Origin of the sequence: Streptomyces sp. NPDC086835, from assembly GCF_044745705.1 — a bacterium.
Classification (GTDB): Bacteria; Actinomycetota; Actinomycetes; order Streptomycetales; family Streptomycetaceae; genus Streptomyces.
Map to the genome: position 1 here is coordinate 1,268,212 of NZ_JBIVAU010000001.1, position 17,683 is coordinate 1,285,894.

At 70.9% G+C, this 17,683-nt stretch carries 16 protein-coding genes; 7 read left to right on the plus strand and 9 right to left on the minus strand.

The features are described 5' to 3' along the window. Window positions 1-45: 45 nt before the first annotated feature. Genes pgl through tkt form a run of 5 tightly spaced genes read right to left on the minus strand, consistent with a single transcriptional unit; the run spans window position 46 to window position 6,634 of the window. Window positions 46-831, minus strand: coding sequence for a 6-phosphogluconolactonase (gene pgl / locus ACIPJI_RS05805; protein WP_356624006.1), 786 nt, complete (start codon window positions 829-831; stop codon window positions 46-48). Then, window positions 828-1,859 (minus strand): glucose-6-phosphate dehydrogenase assembly protein OpcA, encoded by a 1,032-nt coding sequence (opcA, locus tag ACIPJI_RS05810; RefSeq protein WP_356624008.1) that lies wholly within the window; start codon window positions 1,857-1,859, stop codon window positions 828-830. Before opcA ends, pgl begins: the two co-directional genes overlap by 4 nt. Then, complete coding sequence (zwf, locus tag ACIPJI_RS05815; RefSeq protein ID WP_373465399.1) at window positions 1,856-3,379, minus strand: glucose-6-phosphate dehydrogenase; 1,524 nt, start codon at window positions 3,377-3,379, stop codon at window positions 1,856-1,858. The genes opcA and zwf overlap by 4 nt, the downstream gene beginning before the upstream one ends. A 14-nt stretch (window positions 3,380-3,393) precedes the next feature. Next, the gene (gene tal, locus ACIPJI_RS05820) at window positions 3,394-4,512 is read right to left on the minus strand and encodes a transaldolase (RefSeq protein ID WP_005318992.1); all 1,119 of its coding nucleotides are present in this window, start codon (window positions 4,510-4,512) and stop codon (window positions 3,394-3,396) included. 34 nt (window positions 4,513-4,546) lie between these two features. Beyond that, window positions 4,547-6,634: a transketolase gene (gene tkt, locus ACIPJI_RS05825; protein WP_356624009.1), complete on the minus strand. Its 2,088-nt coding sequence runs from the start codon at window positions 6,632-6,634 to the stop codon at window positions 4,547-4,549. Window positions 6,635-6,974: 340 nt separating this feature from the next. Between tkt and ACIPJI_RS05830 the strand changes: the two genes are divergently transcribed. From ACIPJI_RS05830 to ACIPJI_RS05840, 3 genes are all read left to right on the plus strand, one after another. Beyond that, window positions 6,975-7,928, plus strand: coding sequence for a heme o synthase (locus ACIPJI_RS05830; RefSeq protein WP_402244643.1), 954 nt, complete (start codon window positions 6,975-6,977; stop codon window positions 7,926-7,928). A gap of 82 nt (window positions 7,929-8,010) precedes the next feature. Next, window positions 8,011-8,367 (plus strand): hypothetical protein, encoded by a 357-nt coding sequence (locus ACIPJI_RS05835; RefSeq protein ID WP_402244645.1) that lies wholly within the window; start codon window positions 8,011-8,013, stop codon window positions 8,365-8,367. Window positions 8,368-8,433: 66 nt separating this feature from the next. Beyond that, window positions 8,434-9,522: an amidohydrolase family protein gene (locus ACIPJI_RS05840; RefSeq protein WP_402244648.1), complete on the plus strand. Its 1,089-nt coding sequence runs from the start codon at window positions 8,434-8,436 to the stop codon at window positions 9,520-9,522. Between the two features lie 237 nt (window positions 9,523-9,759). Here the strand turns inward: ACIPJI_RS05840 and ACIPJI_RS05845 are convergent, their stop codons facing one another. The 4 genes from ACIPJI_RS05845 to ACIPJI_RS05860 are packed head-to-tail and all read right to left on the minus strand — an operon-like array spanning window position 9,760 to window position 13,684. Next, on the minus strand, window positions 9,760-10,752 hold the full coding sequence (locus ACIPJI_RS05845; RefSeq protein WP_402244650.1) for a heme A synthase: 993 nt from the start codon (window positions 10,750-10,752) through the stop codon (window positions 9,760-9,762). Between the two features lie 4 nt (window positions 10,753-10,756). Beyond that, a complete protein-coding gene (locus tag ACIPJI_RS05850; protein ID WP_402244652.1) occupies window positions 10,757-11,935 on the minus strand; it encodes a hypothetical protein in 1,179 nt (392 codons plus the stop codon). 58 nt (window positions 11,936-11,993) lie between these two features. Continuing rightward, window positions 11,994-12,761 carry an ABC transporter permease gene (locus ACIPJI_RS05855; RefSeq protein ID WP_307705772.1) on the minus strand — a complete coding sequence of 256 codons (768 nt, stop codon included), beginning with the start codon at window positions 12,759-12,761 and terminating at the stop codon, window positions 11,994-11,996. Next, window positions 12,758-13,684 carry an ABC transporter ATP-binding protein gene (locus ACIPJI_RS05860; protein WP_356624015.1) on the minus strand — a complete coding sequence of 309 codons (927 nt, stop codon included), beginning with the start codon at window positions 13,682-13,684 and terminating at the stop codon, window positions 12,758-12,760. Before ACIPJI_RS05860 ends, ACIPJI_RS05855 begins: the two co-directional genes overlap by 4 nt. A 216-nt stretch (window positions 13,685-13,900) precedes the next feature. Between ACIPJI_RS05860 and ACIPJI_RS05865 the strand changes: the two genes are divergently transcribed. The 4 genes from ACIPJI_RS05865 to ACIPJI_RS05880 all read left to right on the plus strand — a co-directional run bounded on the left by ACIPJI_RS05865 (window position 13,901) and on the right by ACIPJI_RS05880 (window position 17,677). Further along, window positions 13,901-14,683: a metalloregulator ArsR/SmtB family transcription factor gene (locus tag ACIPJI_RS05865; RefSeq protein WP_356624016.1), complete on the plus strand. Its 783-nt coding sequence runs from the start codon at window positions 13,901-13,903 to the stop codon at window positions 14,681-14,683. Next, complete coding sequence (sufB, locus tag ACIPJI_RS05870) at window positions 14,680-16,101, plus strand: Fe-S cluster assembly protein SufB (RefSeq protein WP_005319002.1); 1,422 nt, start codon at window positions 14,680-14,682, stop codon at window positions 16,099-16,101. Before ACIPJI_RS05865 ends, sufB begins: the two co-directional genes overlap by 4 nt. A gap of 62 nt (window positions 16,102-16,163) precedes the next feature. After that, window positions 16,164-17,360: a Fe-S cluster assembly protein SufD gene (sufD, locus tag ACIPJI_RS05875; RefSeq protein ID WP_307705769.1), complete on the plus strand. Its 1,197-nt coding sequence runs from the start codon at window positions 16,164-16,166 to the stop codon at window positions 17,358-17,360. Further along, on the plus strand, window positions 17,360-17,677 hold the full coding sequence (locus ACIPJI_RS05880; protein WP_005319006.1) for a non-heme iron oxygenase ferredoxin subunit: 318 nt from the start codon (window positions 17,360-17,362) through the stop codon (window positions 17,675-17,677). Before sufD ends, ACIPJI_RS05880 begins: the two co-directional genes overlap by 1 nt. Window positions 17,678-17,683: the final 6 nt, after the last annotated feature.

The window sequence follows — 17,683 nt, forward strand, 5'->3', positions numbered from 1 at the left end:
GCGGAGCGCGGTGGCGGGCGGATCGGAAACGGCCCGCCGCAGGCGTTACGCGGAAGCCGGGCGGTACAGCTCGCGCGGCAGTTCCGACGCCGCCGCCGCGTCCAGCAGCCACAGCGTCCGCGCCCGCCCGTACGCCCCCGCGGCGGGCGCCTGGATCTCGCCCGCTCCCGAGAGTGCGATCTCCGCCGCCCTCGCCTTGTCCTCGCCCGCCGCGAGCAGCCACACCTCACGTGCCGCGCGGATCGCCGGCAGCGTGAGCGAGATGCGGGTGGGCGGCGGCTTGGGCGCGCCGTGGACCCCGACGACCGTGCGTTCCGTCTCGCGGACCGCCGGGAGTTCGGGGAACAGGGACGCCACATGCGTGTCGGGCCCGACGCCCAGCATCAGGACGTCGAACGTCGGTACCGGACCGTGGTCCTCGGGGCGCGACGCCGCGGCCAGTTCTGCCGCGTAGGCGGCGGCAGCCGCCTCCACGTCGGAGCCGTACGGACCGTCGGACGCGGGCATGGCGTGCACGCGCGACGGGTCCAGCGGTACGGAGTCGAGCAGCGCCTCACGCGCCTGCGTGACATTGCGCTCCGGGTCGCTCGACGGCAGGAACCGCTCGTCGCCCCACCAAAGATCGAGCCGCGACCAGTCGATCGCGTCCCTGGCCGGGGACGAACTGAGCGCGGCCAGCAGCCCGTTGCCGTTGCGGCCGCCGGTGAGGACCACGGAGGCCGAGCCGCGCGCGGCCTGTGCGTCCACGATCTTCGTGATCAGCCGGGCCGCGGCCGCCTGTGCCATCAGCTCCTTGTCGCGGTGGACGACGAGCTGCGGAGCGGCGGTCACTGGGCTGCCGCCTTCTTGGCGGGAGTGGCCTTCTTGGCCGTCGGCGCGGCCTTCTTCCCGGCCGCGGCCGGGGCCGAAGCTGACTCCGCCGCGGCCGGCGTGGCCGCACCGAGGCGCTCCACCCCGTACCGCAGCGCCGACGAGTAGGTGTCGTCCGGGTCGAGCCGGCGCAGTTCCTCCGCGATCAGCTCGGCCGTCTCGCGCCGCTTGAGCGCGACCGCACGGTCCGGCTGGCCCTCGATGGACAGCGTGGCGAGCGATCCGTCCGGCCGGTCCAGCACGATCGGTCCGCAGTCGGACTCCAGCCGCACGGAGGTGAGGCCGGGCCCGGCCGACGAGGACCGCTTCACCGGTACATGCAGCCGGTCCGCGAGCCACATCGCGAGCAGCTCGCAGCTCGGGTTGAACTCCTCGCCCTCCACCTCGACGGAGGTGACCTTGCAGGTGACCTGGTCCAGCGCCGCCGCGAGCATCGAGCGCCACGGCGTGATCCGGGTCCAGGACAGGTCGGTGTCGCCGGGGGTGTACGCCTGCGCGCGGGCCGCGAGCTCACGCACCGGCTGCTCGGCGGCGTAGGTGTCGGTCACCCGGCGCTGGGCGAGCGAGCCCAGCGGGTCGTTGGCCGGGTCGGTCGGCGCGTTGACCGGCCACCAGACGACCACGGGGGCGTCCGGCAGCAGCAGCGGCAGCACCACCGACTGGGCGTGGTCGACGACCTCGCCGTACAGGCGCAGCACGACCGTCTCGCCGGTGCCCGCGTCCGCGCCCACCCGCACCTCGGCGTCGAGCCTGGCCTTTGCCCGGTCACGCGGGGAGCGTGAGACGCGCTTGATGACCACGAGGGTGCGCGAAGGGTGCTCGCGGGACGCCTCGTTGGCGGCCTTCAGTGCGTCGTAGGCGTTCTCCTCATCGGTCACGATGACCAGGGTGAGGACCATGCCGACGGCCGGGGTGCCGATCGCTCGGCGGCCCTGCACCAGCGCCTTGTTGATCTTGCTGGCCGTGGTGTCCGTAAGGTCGATCTTCATGGCCGACGCCAGCTCCGTCCGTCTCGTGCGAGCATTTCGTCCGCCTCGTCCGGCCCCCAGGTGCCGGCCGTGTACTGGGCCGGCTTGCCGTTCGCGTCCCAGAACTGCTCGATCGGGTCGAGGATCTTCCAGGACAGCTCGACCTCCTCCACCCGCGGGAAGAGGTTGGAGTCGCCGAGCAGCACGTCGAGGATGAGGCGCTCGTAGGCCTCGGGGCTGGACTCGGTGAACGACTCGCCGTACGCGAAGTCCATCGAGACGTCCCGGACCTCCATCGAGGTGCCCGGCACCTTGGAGCCGAACCGCATGGTCACGCCCTCGTCCGGCTGGACGCGGATGACCAGGGCGTTGTGTCCGAGTTCCTCGGTCGCGGTGGAGTCGAACGGGGAGTGCGGGGCGCGCTGGAAGACGACCGCGATCTCGGTGACTCGACGACCGAGCCGCTTGCCGGTGCGCAGGTAGAAGGGGACGCCCGCCCACCTGCGGTTGTCGATCTCCAGCTTGATCGCGGCGTAGGTGTCGGTCTTCGACCGGGGGTCGATGCCGTCTTCCTGGAGGTAACCGACGGCCTTCTCGCCGCCCTGCCAGCCCGCGGTGTACTGCGCGCGGACCGTGTTCTTCGCCAGGTCCTTGGGAATCTTCACCGCGCCGAGGACCTTGGTCTTCTCGGCCGCGAGGGCATCCGCGTCGAAGGAGGCGGGCTCCTCCATCGCGGTCAGCGCCAGCAGCTGGAGGAGGTGGTTCTGGATCACGTCACGGGCGGCGCCGATGCCGTCGTAGTAGCCGGCCCGGCCGCCGATGCCGATGTCCTCGGCCATCGTGATCTGTACATGGTCGACGTACGACCGGTTCCAGATGGGCTCGAAGAGCGTGTTGGCGAACCGCAGCGCCAGGATGTTCTGGACGGTCTCCTTGCCCAGGTAGTGGTCGATGCGGAAGACCTCGTTCGGCGGAAAGACCTCGTGCACCACCTGGTTGAGCTCCTTGGCGGAGACCAGGTCGTGGCCGAACGGCTTCTCGATGACCGCGCGCCGCCAGGAACCTTCCTTCTGGTCCGCCAGCCCGTGCTTCTTCAGCTGCTGGACGACCTTGGGGAAGAACTTCGGCGGCACGGAGAGGTAGAACGCGAAGTTGCCACCGGTGCCCTGCACCTTGTCGAGGTCCTCGATGGTGGACTTGAGCTGCTCGAACGCGTCGTCGTCGTCGAAGGTGCCCTGGACGAACCGCATCCCCTGGATGAGCTGCTGCCAGACCTCCTCACGGAACGGTGTGCGCGCGTGCTCCTCGACCGCGTCGTGGACCTCCTGCGCGAAGTCCTCGTGGGCCCACTCGCGCCGGGCGAAGCCGATGAGCGAGAAGCCCGGCGGCAGGAGCCCCCGGTTCGCGAGGTCGTAGACGGCTGGCATCAGCTTCTTGCGCGAAAGGTCGCCCGTGACGCCGAAGATGACCAGGCCCGACGGCCCCGCGATACGCGGGAGCCGTCGGTCTGCAGCATCACGGAGCGGGTTGGCTCCGCCAATACCGGACAAGTCGCTCAGCCCTCCGAGGGTGCGAGGCGCTTGAGCTCGGCCTCGGTCGACTTGAGCAGGTCGGTCCAGGCCGCCTCGAACTTCTCGACGCCCTCGTCCTCGAGCTGCTGGACGACCTCGTCGTAGGAGATCCCGAGCTTCTCCACGGCCTCGAGCTCCGCGCGGGCCTGCTCGTAGGTGCCGCGGACGGTGTCGCCGGTGATCTGCCCGTGGTCGCCGGTCGCGTTCAACGTGGCTTCCGGCATGGTGTTCACGGTGCCGGGGGCGACCAGCTCGTCCACGTACAGGGTGTCCTTGTACGCCTTGTCCTTGACGCCGGTCGAGGCCCACAGCGGGCGCTGCTTGTTGGCCTGCGCCTTGTCGAGCGCGGCCCAGCGGTCGGAGGAGAAGACCTCCTCGTACGCCTCGTAGGCGAGCCGGGCGTTGGCCAGGGCGGCCTTGCCGCGGGCCTCCTTGGCCTCCGGGGTGCCCAGCGCGTCCAGCCGCTTGTCGATCTCGGTGTCCACGCGGGACACGAAGAACGAGGCCACCGAGCGGATCTTGGACAGGTCCAGGCCCGCGGCCTTCGCCTTCTCCAGACCGGCCAGGTAGGCGTCCATGACCTCGCGGTAGCGCTCCAGCGAGAAGATCAGCGTGACGTTGACGCTGATGCCGAGGCCGATGACCTCGGTGATCGCCGGCAGGCCCGCCTTGGTGGCCGGGATCTTGATGAAGGTGTTCGGACGGTCCACCAGCCAGGCGAGCTGCTTGGCCTCCGCGATGGTCGCCTTGGTGCTGTGCGCGAGACGCGGGTCGACCTCGATGGAGACCCGGCCGTCCTGGCCGCCGGTCGAGTCGAACACCGGGCGCAGCACGTCGGCGGCGTCACGGACGTCCGCCGTCGTGATCATGCGGATGGCTTCCTCGACGGTCACCTTGCGGGCCGCGAGGTCCTCCAGCTGCTGGTCGTAGCCGTGGCCGTCCGAGATCGCCTTCTGGAAGATCGACGGGTTGGTCGTGACACCCACGACGTGCTGCTGGTCGATCAGCTCGGCGAGGTTGCCGGAGGTGATCCGGGTGCGGGACAGGTCGTCCAGCCAGATCGCGACGCCTTCGTCGGAGAGGCGCTTGAGTGCGTCTGTCATGAGAAATGCATCTCCTACTTGTCGTATACCGGCGTCAGCGCGCGGCGGCTTCGATCGATTCCCGCGCTGCGGCGGCCACGGCCTCGGCGGTGAAACCGAACTCGCGGAAGAGGACCTTGCCGTCGGCGGAAGCGCCGAAGTGCTCCAGCGAGACGATGCGTCCGGCGTCACCGACGTAACGGTGCCAGGTCAGACCGATGCCGGCCTCGACCGCGACTCGCGCCTTGAGCGACGGGGGAAGCACCGAGTCCCGGTACCCCTGGTCCTGCTCCTCGAACCACTCGACCGAGGGCATCGAGACCACGCGGGTCGGGATGCCGGCAGCCTGGAGCTGCTCGCGGGCACCGACGGCCAGCTGGACCTCGGAGCCGGTGCCGATCAGCACCACCTGGGCGTCGCCGCCCTCGGCCTCGAAGAGCACGTAGCCGCCCTTGGCCGCGTCCTCGTTGCACTCGTAGGTCGGCACGCCCTGGCGGGTCAGCGCGAGGCCGTGCGGGGCGCCCTTGCCGAACTCCTTGGTGTACCGCTTGAGGATCTCGCGCCAGGCGATCGCGGTCTCGTTGGCGTCGGCCGGGCGCACGATGTTCAGGCCCGGGATGGCGCGCAGCGAGGCCAGGTGCTCCACCGGCTGGTGGGTCGGGCCGTCCTCGCCGAGGCCGATCGAGTCGTGCGTCCACACGTAGGTGACCGGCAGGTGCATCAGGGCGGAGAGCCGTACGGCGTTGCGCATGTAGTCGGAGAACACCAGGAAGGTGCCGCCGTACACGCGGGTGTTGCCGTGCAGCGCGATGCCGTTCATGACCGCGGCCATCGCGTGCTCGCGGATGCCGAAGTGGATCGTCCGGCCGTACGGGTCGGCCTCCGGCAGCGGGTTGCCCGCGGGGAGGAACGACGACGTCTTGTCGATCGTCGTGTTGTTCGAGCCGGCCAGGTCGGCGGAGCCGCCCCACAGCTCGGGCACGACCGCGCCGAGCGCCTGGAGGACCTTGCCCGACGCGGCACGGGTGGCGACACCCTTGCCGGTCTCGAACTCCGGCAGCGCGTCCTCCCAGCCCTCGGGAAGCTCGCCCGAGCGGATCCGGTCGAACTCGGCGGCGCGCTCCGGGTTGGCCGTACGCCACGCGGCGAACGTCTTCTCCCACTCGCCGCGGGCCTCACGGCCGCGGTCGAGAGCGCCACGGGTGTGGCCGAGGACCTCGTCGGAGACCTCGAAGCTCTGCTCCGGGTCGAAGCCCATGACGCGCTTGGTGGCCGCGACCTCTTCGTCGCCCAGCGCCGAGCCGTGCGCGGCCTCCGTGTTCTGGGCGTGCGGGGCGGGCCAGGCGATGATCGAGCGGGCCGCGATGAAGGACGGGCGCTCGGTCTCGGCCTGCGCGGCCTTCAGGGCGTTGTAGAGGCCGACCGGGTCGAGGTCGCCGTTCTCCAGCTGCTGGACGCGCTGGACGTGCCAGCCGTACGCCTCGTAGCGCTGGAGGGTGTCCTCGGAGACGGCCGTCTCCGTGTCGCCCTCGATCGAGATGTGGTTGTCGTCCCACAGCAGGACCAGATTGCCGAGCTTCTGGTGGCCTGCCAGCGAGGAGGCCTCGGCCGAGATGCCCTCCTGGAGGCAGCCGTCACCGGCGATGCACCAGACCGTGTGGTCGAAGGGGGACGTGCCGGGCTCGGCGTCCGGGTCGAACAGGCCGCGCTCGTAGCGGGCGGCCATGGCCATGCCCACGGCGTTGGCGACACCCTGGCCGAGCGGCCCCGTCGTCGTCTCGACGCCCGTGGTGTGCCCGTACTCCGGGTGGCCGGGGGTCTTCGAGCCCCAGGTGCGGAACGCCTTCAGATCGTCCAGCTCCAGGCCGTAGCCCGCCAGGTACAGCTGGATGTAGAGCGTCAGCGACGAGTGGCCGGCGGACAGGACGAACCGGTCACGGCCGGTCCAGTCGGCGTCCGCGGGGTCGTGCCGCATCAGCTTCTGGAAGAGCACATACGCGGCGGGGGCCAGGCTCATGGCCGTACCCGGATGGCCGTTGCCGACCTTCTGTACGGAATCCATGGCCAGGACGCGGACGGTGTCGACTGCCCGCTGGTCCAACGCGGTCCACTCGAGGTCTGTGGTGGTCGGCTTGGTGCTCACCCTGAGTCAGGGCTCCTCTCCACATGTCGAATCCCGGTGACTGAGGCGTGTACCGGGCGCTGTCGAGCCTACCCTCGCAGCAACGCGCACCTTTTCGGTCTCGCGTCTTTCCCATTGGACACTGCCAGAGTGCGGGCACCGGGTGTTCCCCGCCTGTCGGCGATGTATACGCCCGGCGTCGCGCCGGCGCTCAACACGAGTCGACCCCCGCGAAGATCGGCGTACGGGCAGCGTCTAGAGTGGCGTGGTACGCGCAAGTCTTACCGGGTCTTCACTCCACCCATGGCCCTTCTGGCATGGGAGGCACTCCCAGAGACTTGCTGGGATTTCTCTGTCAGGGGTGTGCGTGACGGCCGTCGAGTCCCGACCCGCGGGGGTCGTCTTGGCTACCGGCCCGGGGGGCCATCGGCCGTTCGGGGCCCGCGCCAAGGCGTTCGTGGCACTGACCAAGCCGCGGATCATCGAGCTGCTGCTGATCACCACCGTTCCGGTGATGTTCCTTGCCGAGCAGGGCGTTCCCGACCTGTGGCTCGTGCTCGCCACGTGCCTCGGCGGATACCTGTCCGCCGGCGGCGCCAACGCGCTCAACATGTACATCGACCGCGACATCGACGCCTTGATGGACCGCACCTCGCAGCGGCCGCTCGTCACCGGCATGGTGTCCCCGCGCGAAGGCCTCGTCTTCGGACTGACCCTCGCCGTGGTCTCCACGCTCTGGTTCGGGCTGCTGGTCAACTGGCTGTCGGCCGCGCTGTCGCTCGGCGCACTCCTCTTCTACGTCGTCGTCTACACGATGATCCTCAAGCGCCGCACCGCGCAGAACATCGTCTGGGGCGGCATCGCCGGCTGCATGCCGGTCCTGATCGGCTGGTCCTCGGTCACCAACTCGATGTCGTGGGCCGCCGTCGTCCTCTTCCTCGTCATCTTCTTCTGGACGCCGCCGCACTACTGGCCGCTGTCGATGAAGGTGAGGGACGACTACGCGAGGGTCGGCGTGCCGATGCTCCCGGTCGTCGCGGGCAACAGGGTCGTCGCCCGGCAGATCGTCCTCTACAGCTGGGTCATGGTCGCCGTCTCGCTGCTGCTGACCCCCCTCGGCTACACCGGCTGGTTCTACACGGCGGTCGCGCTGGTCTCCGGCGGCTGGTGGCTGTGGGAGGCGCACGCGCTGCAGAGCAGGGCCAAGGCCGGCGAGACGGGCGGCAAGCTCAAGGAGATGCGCCTCTTCCACTGGTCCATCACCTATGTGTCGCTGCTGTTCGTGGCCGTCGCGGTGGACCCCTTCCTGCGCTGACGGCAGCCGCCGCCCGCAAGGTGGCCGAGGCCACTCGGTTCTGCCGTCGCCAGTCGATCTACCCGCGAGTAGCATGCGGTTCATGGCAGAAACCAAGGTTGAAGAGACCACGTCCTCGCCGGCCGCCGACGCCCGCGCCGAGCGCAAGGCCGCGAAGCTCGCCAAGCAGATCAAGGCCTTCGCCGGCGCACACGGCGGCGCCGAGGGCCAGCTCGCCTACATCGGCCAGATGGGCACCCGGATCGTGCTCGTCGGCGAGGACGGCGCCTGGGGGGACCTCGTGGCGCCGAACCACGCCGTCGCCGTCAACGCCGCGGAGAAGTCCGGGATCACGCTGCACGAGTCCTTCGACGGCGACTTCGCCGCGAAGGTCCGCACCGGCCCGTACGAGTGGAGCCGCATGGCAGGCATCCAGGTCGGCGGCCCCTCCAACGCCTGACCAACACCTCACGCGGTGCTCACCCGTTAGGACTGTGGAAGCACGGTCCTAGACAGGGAGCTCCCGATGATCGACGCCGCGTCCTCTGTGCGTCTGGTCGACCAGTACTGCCACGGGGTGCTCCGCACGGAACTGGGCCTCGGCACCTTCGAGACGTACCTGGGCCCCGCCGCCGGGGCCCCGCCGGCCTCCGGCACCACCTTCTTCGACACCCAGACCGGTTTCGCGGTCCGGCGCTGGTGCCCGCCGCTTCTGGGGCTCGAACCGCACTGCCCGCCCGCCCACTACCTGGCCCGCCGCCGCGAGCTCGGAGTGGTCGAGGCGGGCAGACGCCTTCTGCGGGGCACCGGGATCGCCACCTACCTCGTGGACACCGGCCTGCCCGGGGACCTCGCGGGCCCCGCGGAACTCGCCGCGGCCGGGGCGGCCCAGGCGCGCGAGATCGTCCGCCTCGAGCTGCTCGCGGAGCAGGTCGCGGACACCTCGGGCACCGTCGAGTCCTTCCTCGCGAACCTCGCCGAAGCCGTCCACGGGGCGGCCGGCTCGGCCGTCGCCTTCACCACCGTCGCCGCCGGACGACTGGCGGACCGGCCGGAGCCACCAGGACCCGGCGAGGTACGAGGAGCGGCCGGCCGCTGGCTCACCGGCCGCCGGATGGGCGACCCGCTCACCGATCCGGTCCTGCTGAGGCACCTGCTGTGGGCCGCTCTCGCCACCGGCCTGCCGCTGCAACTGCACATCGGCGTACAGGACCCGATGCCGCTCGCGAGGTTCGCCGCGGCGACCGCCGGCCTCGGCACGGACCTGGTCCTGCTGCACGGCTATCCGCACCACCGCAGCGTCGCGCAACTCGCCGGCGCGTACCCGCACGTCTACGCCGACCTCGGCCCCGCCCTCGGGCAGACCGGAGCGAGGGCGGCGGCGGTCCTGGCGGAGATCCTCGAACTCGCGCCCTTCGGCAAGCTCCTGTTCTCCAGCGGCGCGCGGGGCCTGCCGGAGCTGCATGTCGTCGGAGCGCGGTCCTTCCGCGACGCGCTCGGCCGGGTGCTCGGCGGCTGGGTCGCGGACGGCGCGTGGTCGCGGGGCGACGCGGAGCGGGTGGCGACGATGCTGGCGGCGGGGAACGCGGAGCGGGTGTACGGGCTGACGGGCTGACGCCGCGCTGCGCCTGCGGCGGGCTTGTCCCCCTACCCGCCCCTTCCCGAGAACCGGGGCAAGCCCCGGTCCCCGTACCGCGCTCCGCGCGGTGCCCTCGATCGCCGGACGGGCTGGACATGCCCGCTGCGCGGCATCCAGCCACGCCGGCGATCGAGGCGCGGGGGCCCGGGGGCAGAGCCCCCGATCACAAGAAGGGGCGGGTAGGGGACAGACCCCGCGCAGCGGAGGCGCGTGTCAGGCCGAGGTCAGCGCGTCCGCGTCCCGTGGCGTCGTGGTCGGCAGTGGCAGCGCCTCCCGCTCACGCAGGCTCAGCGCCAGCCTCAGCACCGCGATCCACATCAGGGAGGAACCGAGCATGTGCGCGCCGACCAGCAGCTCCGGAACCCCGGTGAAGTACTGGACGTAGCCGAGCACGCCCTGAAGCAGCACCACCAGCAGCAGGTCACGCGCGCGGGCGCGGGTGTCGTCGGGGGCGTCGACCACGCGCAGGACGAGCCACATCGCGACGGCCAGCGCACACACCACCCACGCGGCGATCGCGTGGATGTGCGCGGCGGCGGCCCAGTCCCACGGCATGCGCGGGACGTCACTGCTGTCGCCCGCGTGCTTGCCGGAGCCGGTCACCGTGGTGCCGAGGGTGATCAGCACCGCGGAGACCGCGACGATCGCCCAGGACAGCTTTCGGACCGGCCGCGGGACCCGCGGCCGCGGTGCGCCGTCGCCTTCGTGGGTGCGCACCCACGTCACGGTCGCGACCGTGAGCAGCGCGTTGGCCAGCAGGAAGTGGCCGGCCACGGACCACGGGTTGAGGCCCGCCCACACCGTGACGCCGCCGATGACGGCGTTCCCCATGACGATCCAGAACTGCGCCCAGGCCAGCCTGGTCAGAGCGCGCCGCCGCGGCTTCACCGAACGCACCGCGATGATCGCCCAGCCGACGGCCGCCGACAGGACGTACGTCAGCATCCGGTTGCCGAACTCGATAGCGCCGTGGAGGCCCTGCTCGGGTGTGGCGAAGAGGCTGTCGTCCGTGCACTTGGGCCAGGTGTCGCAGCCGAGGCCGGAGCCGGTGAGCCGTACGGCGCCGCCGGTGACGATGATGACGACGGTCATCACGATGGCTGAGAGCGCGGCACGCCGCAGGATTTTGGGCGACGGTGTCCAGCGCTGGGCGATATAGGCGAGGGGGGTCTGCACGGCCCCTATCGTAAGCGGGCCCTTGTGCACGGTTTCACGAGGGGTCCGCGGAGGGCACGGGGGAGGGGGACGGCGGGGGCGTCGACGCCTTCGTCGACGGCTCCCCGGACGCCGGCGCGGACGTCATGCGGAAGCGGGAGCCGTCGAGGTGGTCCTCCTCGTCCCACCACAGTGCGAAACGCCAGCGAGTGGGCTCGGGCGGCACGTCGGGCGAGTGGAGGAAGGCGTCCGTCAGTTCCGCGGCCACCGCCTCCGCCGTGCAGTCGGTGACCGCGTCCATGCCGCGCCAGGGGTGCGCCAGCGGCTCCCAGGAGCCGTCGGCCCGGCATACGTCGAACCGCCACACCGCCCGCCAGGAGTTGGCGCGCAGGATCCGGTCCACCTCGGCGCGGTCCAGTCCGAGGCCCTGCGCGACCGCTTCGGGCGCCACGCCGTCGATCCGTGCGGACAGGACCGCGAGCGGCAGCAGGCGCCGCGGGAGCAGTTCGCGTTTGTGCAGCTGAGTGAGTCCGCCTTCGAACGGGCAGCGGCGCAGGCGGCGTTCCAGCTGGTCACCGAGGTGCTCGAGCATCGCGGCGTGGGCGCGCTCCGCCGGGTCGGGCGGCTGCCAGAGCGCGTGGAACTCCCGTTCTGCCCGTACGGCCCATTCCGCCGCGTCCACCGGCCTGCCGAGTTCCTCCAGGCGGTCGCCGAGGAAGACGTGCGCCTGGGCGAGGCCTTCGCGGTTGACCGGGTCGCAGAGGTCGAGCCGCTCCCACACGGCGATCGCCCGGTGGGTGGCCTCCACCGCGGCGAGTCCGGCCAGGCGGTCCTCGGCGCACGGCTGTTCGCCGTGCGGCCGGAAGGCGTAGCGGGGCAGGCCCAGTTCGTCGCTGAGCGGCTCGGCGAGGTACACCGACTGGCTGATCAGCGCCCGCGCGTACCAGCGGGCGTGCTCGTCGTCGTGCCGGGCGGGCTCGGCGCAGTGCCGGACGGCCTTCTCGACGGCGCTCAGCGCGTCGGCGCGCCGGCCGGTGTCGAAGTGGTGCCGGGCCAGGTCCCCGTACCGCAGGCTCAGCCGTGCGGAGAGGGCGAGGTCGCCCTCTGCGTGCTGGGCGAGGGCGGAGATCAGCTCGGTGAGCATCCGCATCCGCGTCCCGGACGAGGACGCGGGCCTGCCGGTCCTGACCTTCGCCCACTCCGCGTCCAGCCGCAGCGCGGCAGCTCGCTCCATCCAGGCCTCCCACCGTGCGCTCCGTGCGGGTCTCGGCAGGGTCGTCCCGGCGCGCGTGTCACTCCCAGCGGAAGGTCCGGGCGGCCGCGCCCAGTCCGAGCACCGCCCAGAGGGCGAGGATGCCCAGATTGCCCCACGGCATGCCCGCTCCGTGCCCGAGGACGTCACGAAGTCCGTCGGAGAGCGCGGAGATGGGCAGCAGTCCCAGCACGGACGCGACGCCGTCGGGGAACCTGTCCAGCGGCACGATCACCCCGCCGCCGACGAGCAGCAGCAGGAAGACGAGGTTGGCCGCCGCGAGGGTGACCTCGGCCTTGAGCGTGCCGGCCATGAGCAGGCCGAGGCCGGAGAAGGCGGCGGTGCCGAGGACGAGCAGCAGCAGTACGGCGAGCGGATTGCCCTGCGGCGACCAGCCGAGCGCGAACGCGATGACGGTCAGCAGGACCACCTGGAGGATCTCCGTCACCAGGACGGAGAGCGTCTTGGCGGTCATCAGGGCCCAGCGGGGGATGGGTGAGGCCCCGAGCCGCTTGAGCACCCCGTAGCGGCGCTCGAACCCGGTGGCGATGGCCTGGCCGGTGAAGGCGGTGGACATCACGGCCAGCGCGAGGACACCGGGGGCGAGGAAGTCGACAGCCCGTCCCTCCCCGGTGTCGACGATGTCGACGGTGGAGAACAGCACGAGCAGCAGCGACGGGATGACGACGGTGAGCAGCAGCTGCTCGCCGTTGCGCAGCAGCATCTTCGTCTCGAAGGCGGCCTGCGAGACGATCATGCGGCCCAGCGGTGCGGCGCCCGGCGCCGGTGTGTACGTGCCGGCGCTCATCCGCGCAGCTCCTTGCCCGTCAGTTCGAGGAACACGTCCTCGAGGGTGTGCCGCTCCACCGAGATGCCGTGCGGCATTACGCCGTGCTGGGCGCACCATGAGGTGACCGTCGCCAGGAGCTGCGGATCGACCTCGCCGGTGATCCGGTACTCGCCCGGTGTGAGCTCCGCCGCCGCCGAGCCGTCGGGGAGCGCCTTCAGCAGGGAGCCGACGTCGAGGCCGGGGCGTCCGGTGAAGCGCAGGGTGTTCTCCGCGCCGCCGCGGCACAGTTCCTCCGCGCTGCCCTGGGCGACCACGCGGCCGGCGTCGATGATCGCGATGTGGTCGGCGAGTTCCTCGGCCTCGTCCATGAAGTGCGTGGTCAGCACGGTGGTGACACCGTCTGCGCGCAGTTCGCGGACGAGCTCCCAGGTGGCGCGGCGGGCCTGCGGGTCGAGACCGGCGGTGGGCTCGTCGAGGAAGACCAGCTCGGGGCGGCCGACCACGGCCATGGCCAGCGCGAGGCGCTGCTGCTGGCCGCCGGAGAGCCGCCGGTACGTCGTGCGGCCGCAGCTGCCGAGGCCGAGGCGTTCGATCAGGGCGTCCACGTCCAGGGGGCGGGCGTGCAGGGAGGCCATGTGGCGGAGCATCTCGTCGGCGCGGGCGCCGGAGTAGACGCCGCCCGACTGGAGCATCACGCCGATGCGGGGCCGCAGCCGCGCGGCGTCGGCGACCGGGTCGAGGCCGAGGACCCGCACGGTGCCGGCGTCGGCGCGGCGGTAGCCCTCGCAGGTCTCGATCGTGGTGGTCTTGCCGGCCCCGTTGGGCCCGAGGACGGCGGTCACGGAGCCGGGTGCGACATCGAGGTCCAGGCCGTCCACGGCGGCCTTGGGTCCGTACCGCTTGACCAGGCCCCGGATCCGGACGGCAGGCTCGCTCAGCATGCCGGGAAGTCTAGGCGGGCGCCGGCGGTGACCGGCCCGCGGGTCCCGGGGCGCCCGCCTGGACGGGTGCGCGGCCCAGGGGGCCTCACCAGGGCTTCAGCCCTCCGATTGATCATTTCCGCAGGTCAGCTTAGGTATGCCTAAGTGACGTACGGCACCGGGCGGTGATCGGGACGCCGCTTGTCACTCTCTGAGGAATTACGCAACAATGGCGTTGTGAAAAACGTCGGCGAGGCTCCCCAGGAGGAACTCGCGACCGGTGAGCGCTCGACGCGCAACCGTGTCGCGCGCTCCATCCTGGACCACGGCCCGTCCACCGTGGCCGATCTCGCAGGGCGTCTGGGGCTGACCCAGGCGGCCGTCCGCCGGCACCTCGACTCCCTCGTCTCCGAGAACGTCGTGGAGGCGCGCGAGCAGCGTGTCTACGGGGCCCGCACCCGCGGCAGGCCCGCCAAGGTGTTCGCCCTGACCGACTGCGGCCGGGACGCCTTCGACCAGTCGTACGACACGCTGGCCGTGGACGCCCTGAGGTGGATCGAGGAGAACGCCGGAGGAGAGGCCGCCGTCGCCGCCTTCGCCCGGGACCGGATCGAGGCGCAGGCCGTGGCCTACCGCGCGGCCGTCGAGGCCGCGGCGCCCGAGGAGCGTACGGAAGCGCTGGCGAAGGCCCTGAGCGCCGACGGGTACGCTGCTACGGCCCGTAGCGCGCCGGTCGGCGAGCAGCTCTGCCAGCACCACTGCCCGGTCGCCCACGCGGCCGAGAAGTACCCGCAGCTGTGCGAGGCGGAGACCGAGGTCTTCTCGCGCCTCCTCGGGACGCACGTGCAGCGGCTCGCCACCATCGCCCACGGCGACGGCGTCTGCACCACGTTCATCCCGCGCGGTGCGCCCCAGGGCGGCACCTCGCCGCCACCGGGCGACCCGCCTGGCGACAGCACCACACAGACCCGCACCACACCATCAGCTTCTGCAAGCACGGCCGGGAGGAACCCCGCATGACTCTCCCCACGGAGACTGCCCACCCCGAACTCGAGGGCCTGGGTAAGTACGAATTCGGCTGGGCCGACTCCGACGCGGCGGGTGCCGCGGCCAAGCGCGGTCTCTCCGAGGACGTCGTCCGCGACATCTCCGCGAAGAAGAACGAGCCGGAGTGGATGCTGAAGCTGCGGCTGAAGGGTCTGCGCCTCTTCGACAAGAAGCCCATGCCCAGCTGGGGCTCCGACCTCTCGGGCATCGACTTCGACAACATCAAGTACTTCGTGCGCTCCACCGAGGCCCAGGCCGCCTCGTGGGAGGAGCTGCCCGAGGACATCAAGAACACCTACGACAAGCTCGGCATCCCGGAGGCGGAGAAGCAGCGCCTGGTCGCCGGTGTCGCCGCGCAGTACGAGTCCGAGGTCGTCTACCACCAGATCCGTGAGGACCTGGAGGAGCAGGGCGTCATCTTCCTCGACACGGACACCGCGCTGAAGGAGCACCCGGAGCTCTTCCAGGAGTACTTCGGCACCGTCATCCCGGTCGGCGACAACAAGTTCGCGTCGCTGAACACGGCCGTGTGGTCCGGCGGGTCGTTCATCTACGTCCCCAAGGGCGTCCACGTGGACATCCCGCTGCAGGCCTACTTCCGTATCAACACGGAGAACATGGGCCAGTTCGAGCGGACGCTGATCATCGTCGACGAGGACGCCTACGTCCACTACGTCGAGGGCTGCACCGCCCCGATCTACTCCTCGGACTCGCTGCACAGCGCCGTGGTCGAGATCATCGTCAAGAAGGGCGGCCGCTGCCGCTACACGACCATCCAGAACTGGTCGAACAACGTCTACAACCTGGTCACCAAGCGTGCCGTGGCGTACGAGGGCGCGACCATGGAGTGGGTCGACGGCAACATCGGCTCCAAGGTGACCATGAAGTACCCGGCCGTCTACCTGATGGGCGAGCACGCCAAGGGCGAGACCCTGTCCATCGCCTTCGCGGGCGAGGGCCAGCACCAGGACGCCGGCGCCAAGATGGTCCACATGGCCCCGAACACCTCGTCCAACATCGTCTCCAAGTCGGTGGCGCGAGGCGGCGGCCGTACGTCCTACCGCGGTCTGATCGAGATCGGCGAGGGCGCGCCGGGCGCGAAGTCCAACGTGCTCTGCGACGCGCTGCTGGTCGACACGATCTCCCGCTCGGACACCTACCCGTACGTCGACGTCCGCGAGGACGACGTCTCCATGGGTCACGAGGCGACCGTCTCCAAGGTCTCCGAGGACCAGCTCTTCTACCTGATGAGCCGCGGCATGACCGAGTTCGAGGCGATGGCGATGATCGTGCGCGGCTTCGTCGAGCCGATCGCCAAGGAACTCCCCATGGAGTACGCGCTGGAGCTCAACCGGCTGATCGAGCTGCAGATGGAGGGCTCGGTGGGCTGACGCCTCCCGGGACCGCAAGCAGCGACTGACTTCTGACGTAGGAAGAGAGCAAGACGACAGCCATGGCTGAGGCTCAGAACATCCCGGTGGGCTCCACCACCGCCGGCTCGATCGCGGTGGCCGCCGAGTCGACCGTCGCCACCCGTATGAGTGCGCCCCCGTCCTTCGACGTGGCGGACTTCCCGGTCCCGCACGGCCGCGAGGAGGAATGGCGGTTCACGCCGCTGGAGCGCCTCGCCGGTCTGCACGACGGCACCGCCGTCGCGACCGGCACCGGGATCAAGGTCGACATCGACGCCCCCGAGGGCGTCACCGTCGAGACCGTAGGCCGCGACGACGCGCGGCTCGGCAAGGCCGGCACCCCGGTGGACCGGGTCGCCGCCCAGGCGTACTCCTCCTTCGAGCAGGCCACGGTCGTGACCGTGCCGAAGGAGACGCAGCTCGCAGAGCCGATCCGCATCGCGGTGCACGGAGAGGGCGGCACGGCCTTCGGCCACCAGGTCGTCGAGCTCGGGGCCTTCGCGGAGGCGGTCGTGGTCATCGACCACACCGGAGACGCCGTGCTCGCGGCGAACGTCGACTACATCCTGGGCGACGGCGCCAAGCTGACCGTCGTCCTGGTCCAGGACTGGGACGACAAGGCCGTCCACATCGCCCAGCACAACGCGCTGGTCGGCCGGGACGCCTCCTTCAAGTCGGTCGTGGTCACCTTCGGCGGCGACGTCGTGCGGCTCCACCCGCGGGTCTCCTACGCCGGCACCGGCGGTGAGGCCGAGCTCTTCGGTCTGTACTTCACCGACAAGGGCCAGCACCAGGAGCACCGCCTCCTCGTGGACCACAACATGCCGCACTGCAAGTCCAACGCCGTCTACAAGGGCGCGCTGCAGGGCGACGACGCGCACGCGGTGTGGATCGGTGACGTGCTCATCCGCGCCGTGGCCGAGGGCACCGACACCTACGAGATGAACCGCAACCTGGTCCTCACGGACGGCGCGCGGGTCGACTCGGTGCCTAACCTCGAGATCGAGACCGGCGAGATCGCCGGCGCCGGTCACGCGTCGGCCACCGGCCGCTTCGACGACGAGCAGCTGTTCTACCTGATGGCCCGCGGCATCCCGGCGGCCGAGGCCCGGCGCCTCGTCGTCCGCGGCTTCTTCGCCGAGCTGGTCCAGCAGATCGGTCTGCCGGACGTCGAGGAGCGCCTGCTCGCCAAGATCGACGCCGAGCTGGAGGCGTCGGTACTGGAGGCGTCCGCCTGATGGCCTTCGTCAAAGCCTGTGCGCTGAGCGAGCTGGAGGAGGACACCCCGAAGCGGGTGGAACTCGACGGCACGCCGGTGTCCGTGGTGCGCACGGAGGGCGAGGTGTTCGCCATCCACGACATCTGCTCGCACGCCAACGTCTCCCTCTCGGAGGGCGAGGTGGAGGACTGCCAGATCGAGTGCTGGCTGCACGGCAGCGCCTTCGACCTCCGTACCGGCAAGCCGTCGGGCCTTCCCGCGACGCGCCCCGTCCCCGTATACCCCGTCAAGATCGAAGGGGACGATGTGCTCGTCTCCGTCACCCAGGAGTCCTGAGTCACC

Excerpts from the sequence above, each read along its gene's own strand:
- ACIPJI_RS05840 (WP_402244648.1), top strand. The coding sequence starts at position 8,434 with ATGATCGACGCCGCGTCCTCTGTGCGTCTGGTCGACCAGTACTGCCAC.
- ACIPJI_RS05855 (WP_307705772.1), bottom strand. The coding sequence starts at position 12,761 with ATGAGCGCCGGCACGTACACACCGGCGCCGGGCGCCGCACCGCTGGGC.
- ACIPJI_RS05860 (WP_356624015.1), bottom strand. The coding sequence starts at position 13,684 with ATGCTGAGCGAGCCTGCCGTCCGGATCCGGGGCCTGGTCAAGCGGTAC.
- sufD (WP_307705769.1), top strand. The coding sequence starts at position 16,164 with ATGGCTGAGGCTCAGAACATCCCGGTGGGCTCCACCACCGCCGGCTCG.
- ACIPJI_RS05880 (WP_005319006.1), top strand. The coding sequence starts at position 17,360 with ATGGCCTTCGTCAAAGCCTGTGCGCTGAGCGAGCTGGAGGAGGACACC.
- ACIPJI_RS05850 (WP_402244652.1), bottom strand. The coding sequence starts at position 11,935 with ATGGAGCGAGCTGCCGCGCTGCGGCTGGACGCGGAGTGGGCGAAGGTC.
- opcA (WP_356624008.1), bottom strand. The coding sequence starts at position 1,859 with ATGAAGATCGACCTTACGGACACCACGGCCAGCAAGATCAACAAGGCG.
- sufB (WP_005319002.1), top strand. The coding sequence starts at position 14,680 with ATGACTCTCCCCACGGAGACTGCCCACCCCGAACTCGAGGGCCTGGGT.
- ACIPJI_RS05835 (WP_402244645.1), top strand. The coding sequence starts at position 8,011 with ATGGCAGAAACCAAGGTTGAAGAGACCACGTCCTCGCCGGCCGCCGAC.
- tal (WP_005318992.1), bottom strand. The coding sequence starts at position 4,512 with ATGACAGACGCACTCAAGCGCCTCTCCGACGAAGGCGTCGCGATCTGG.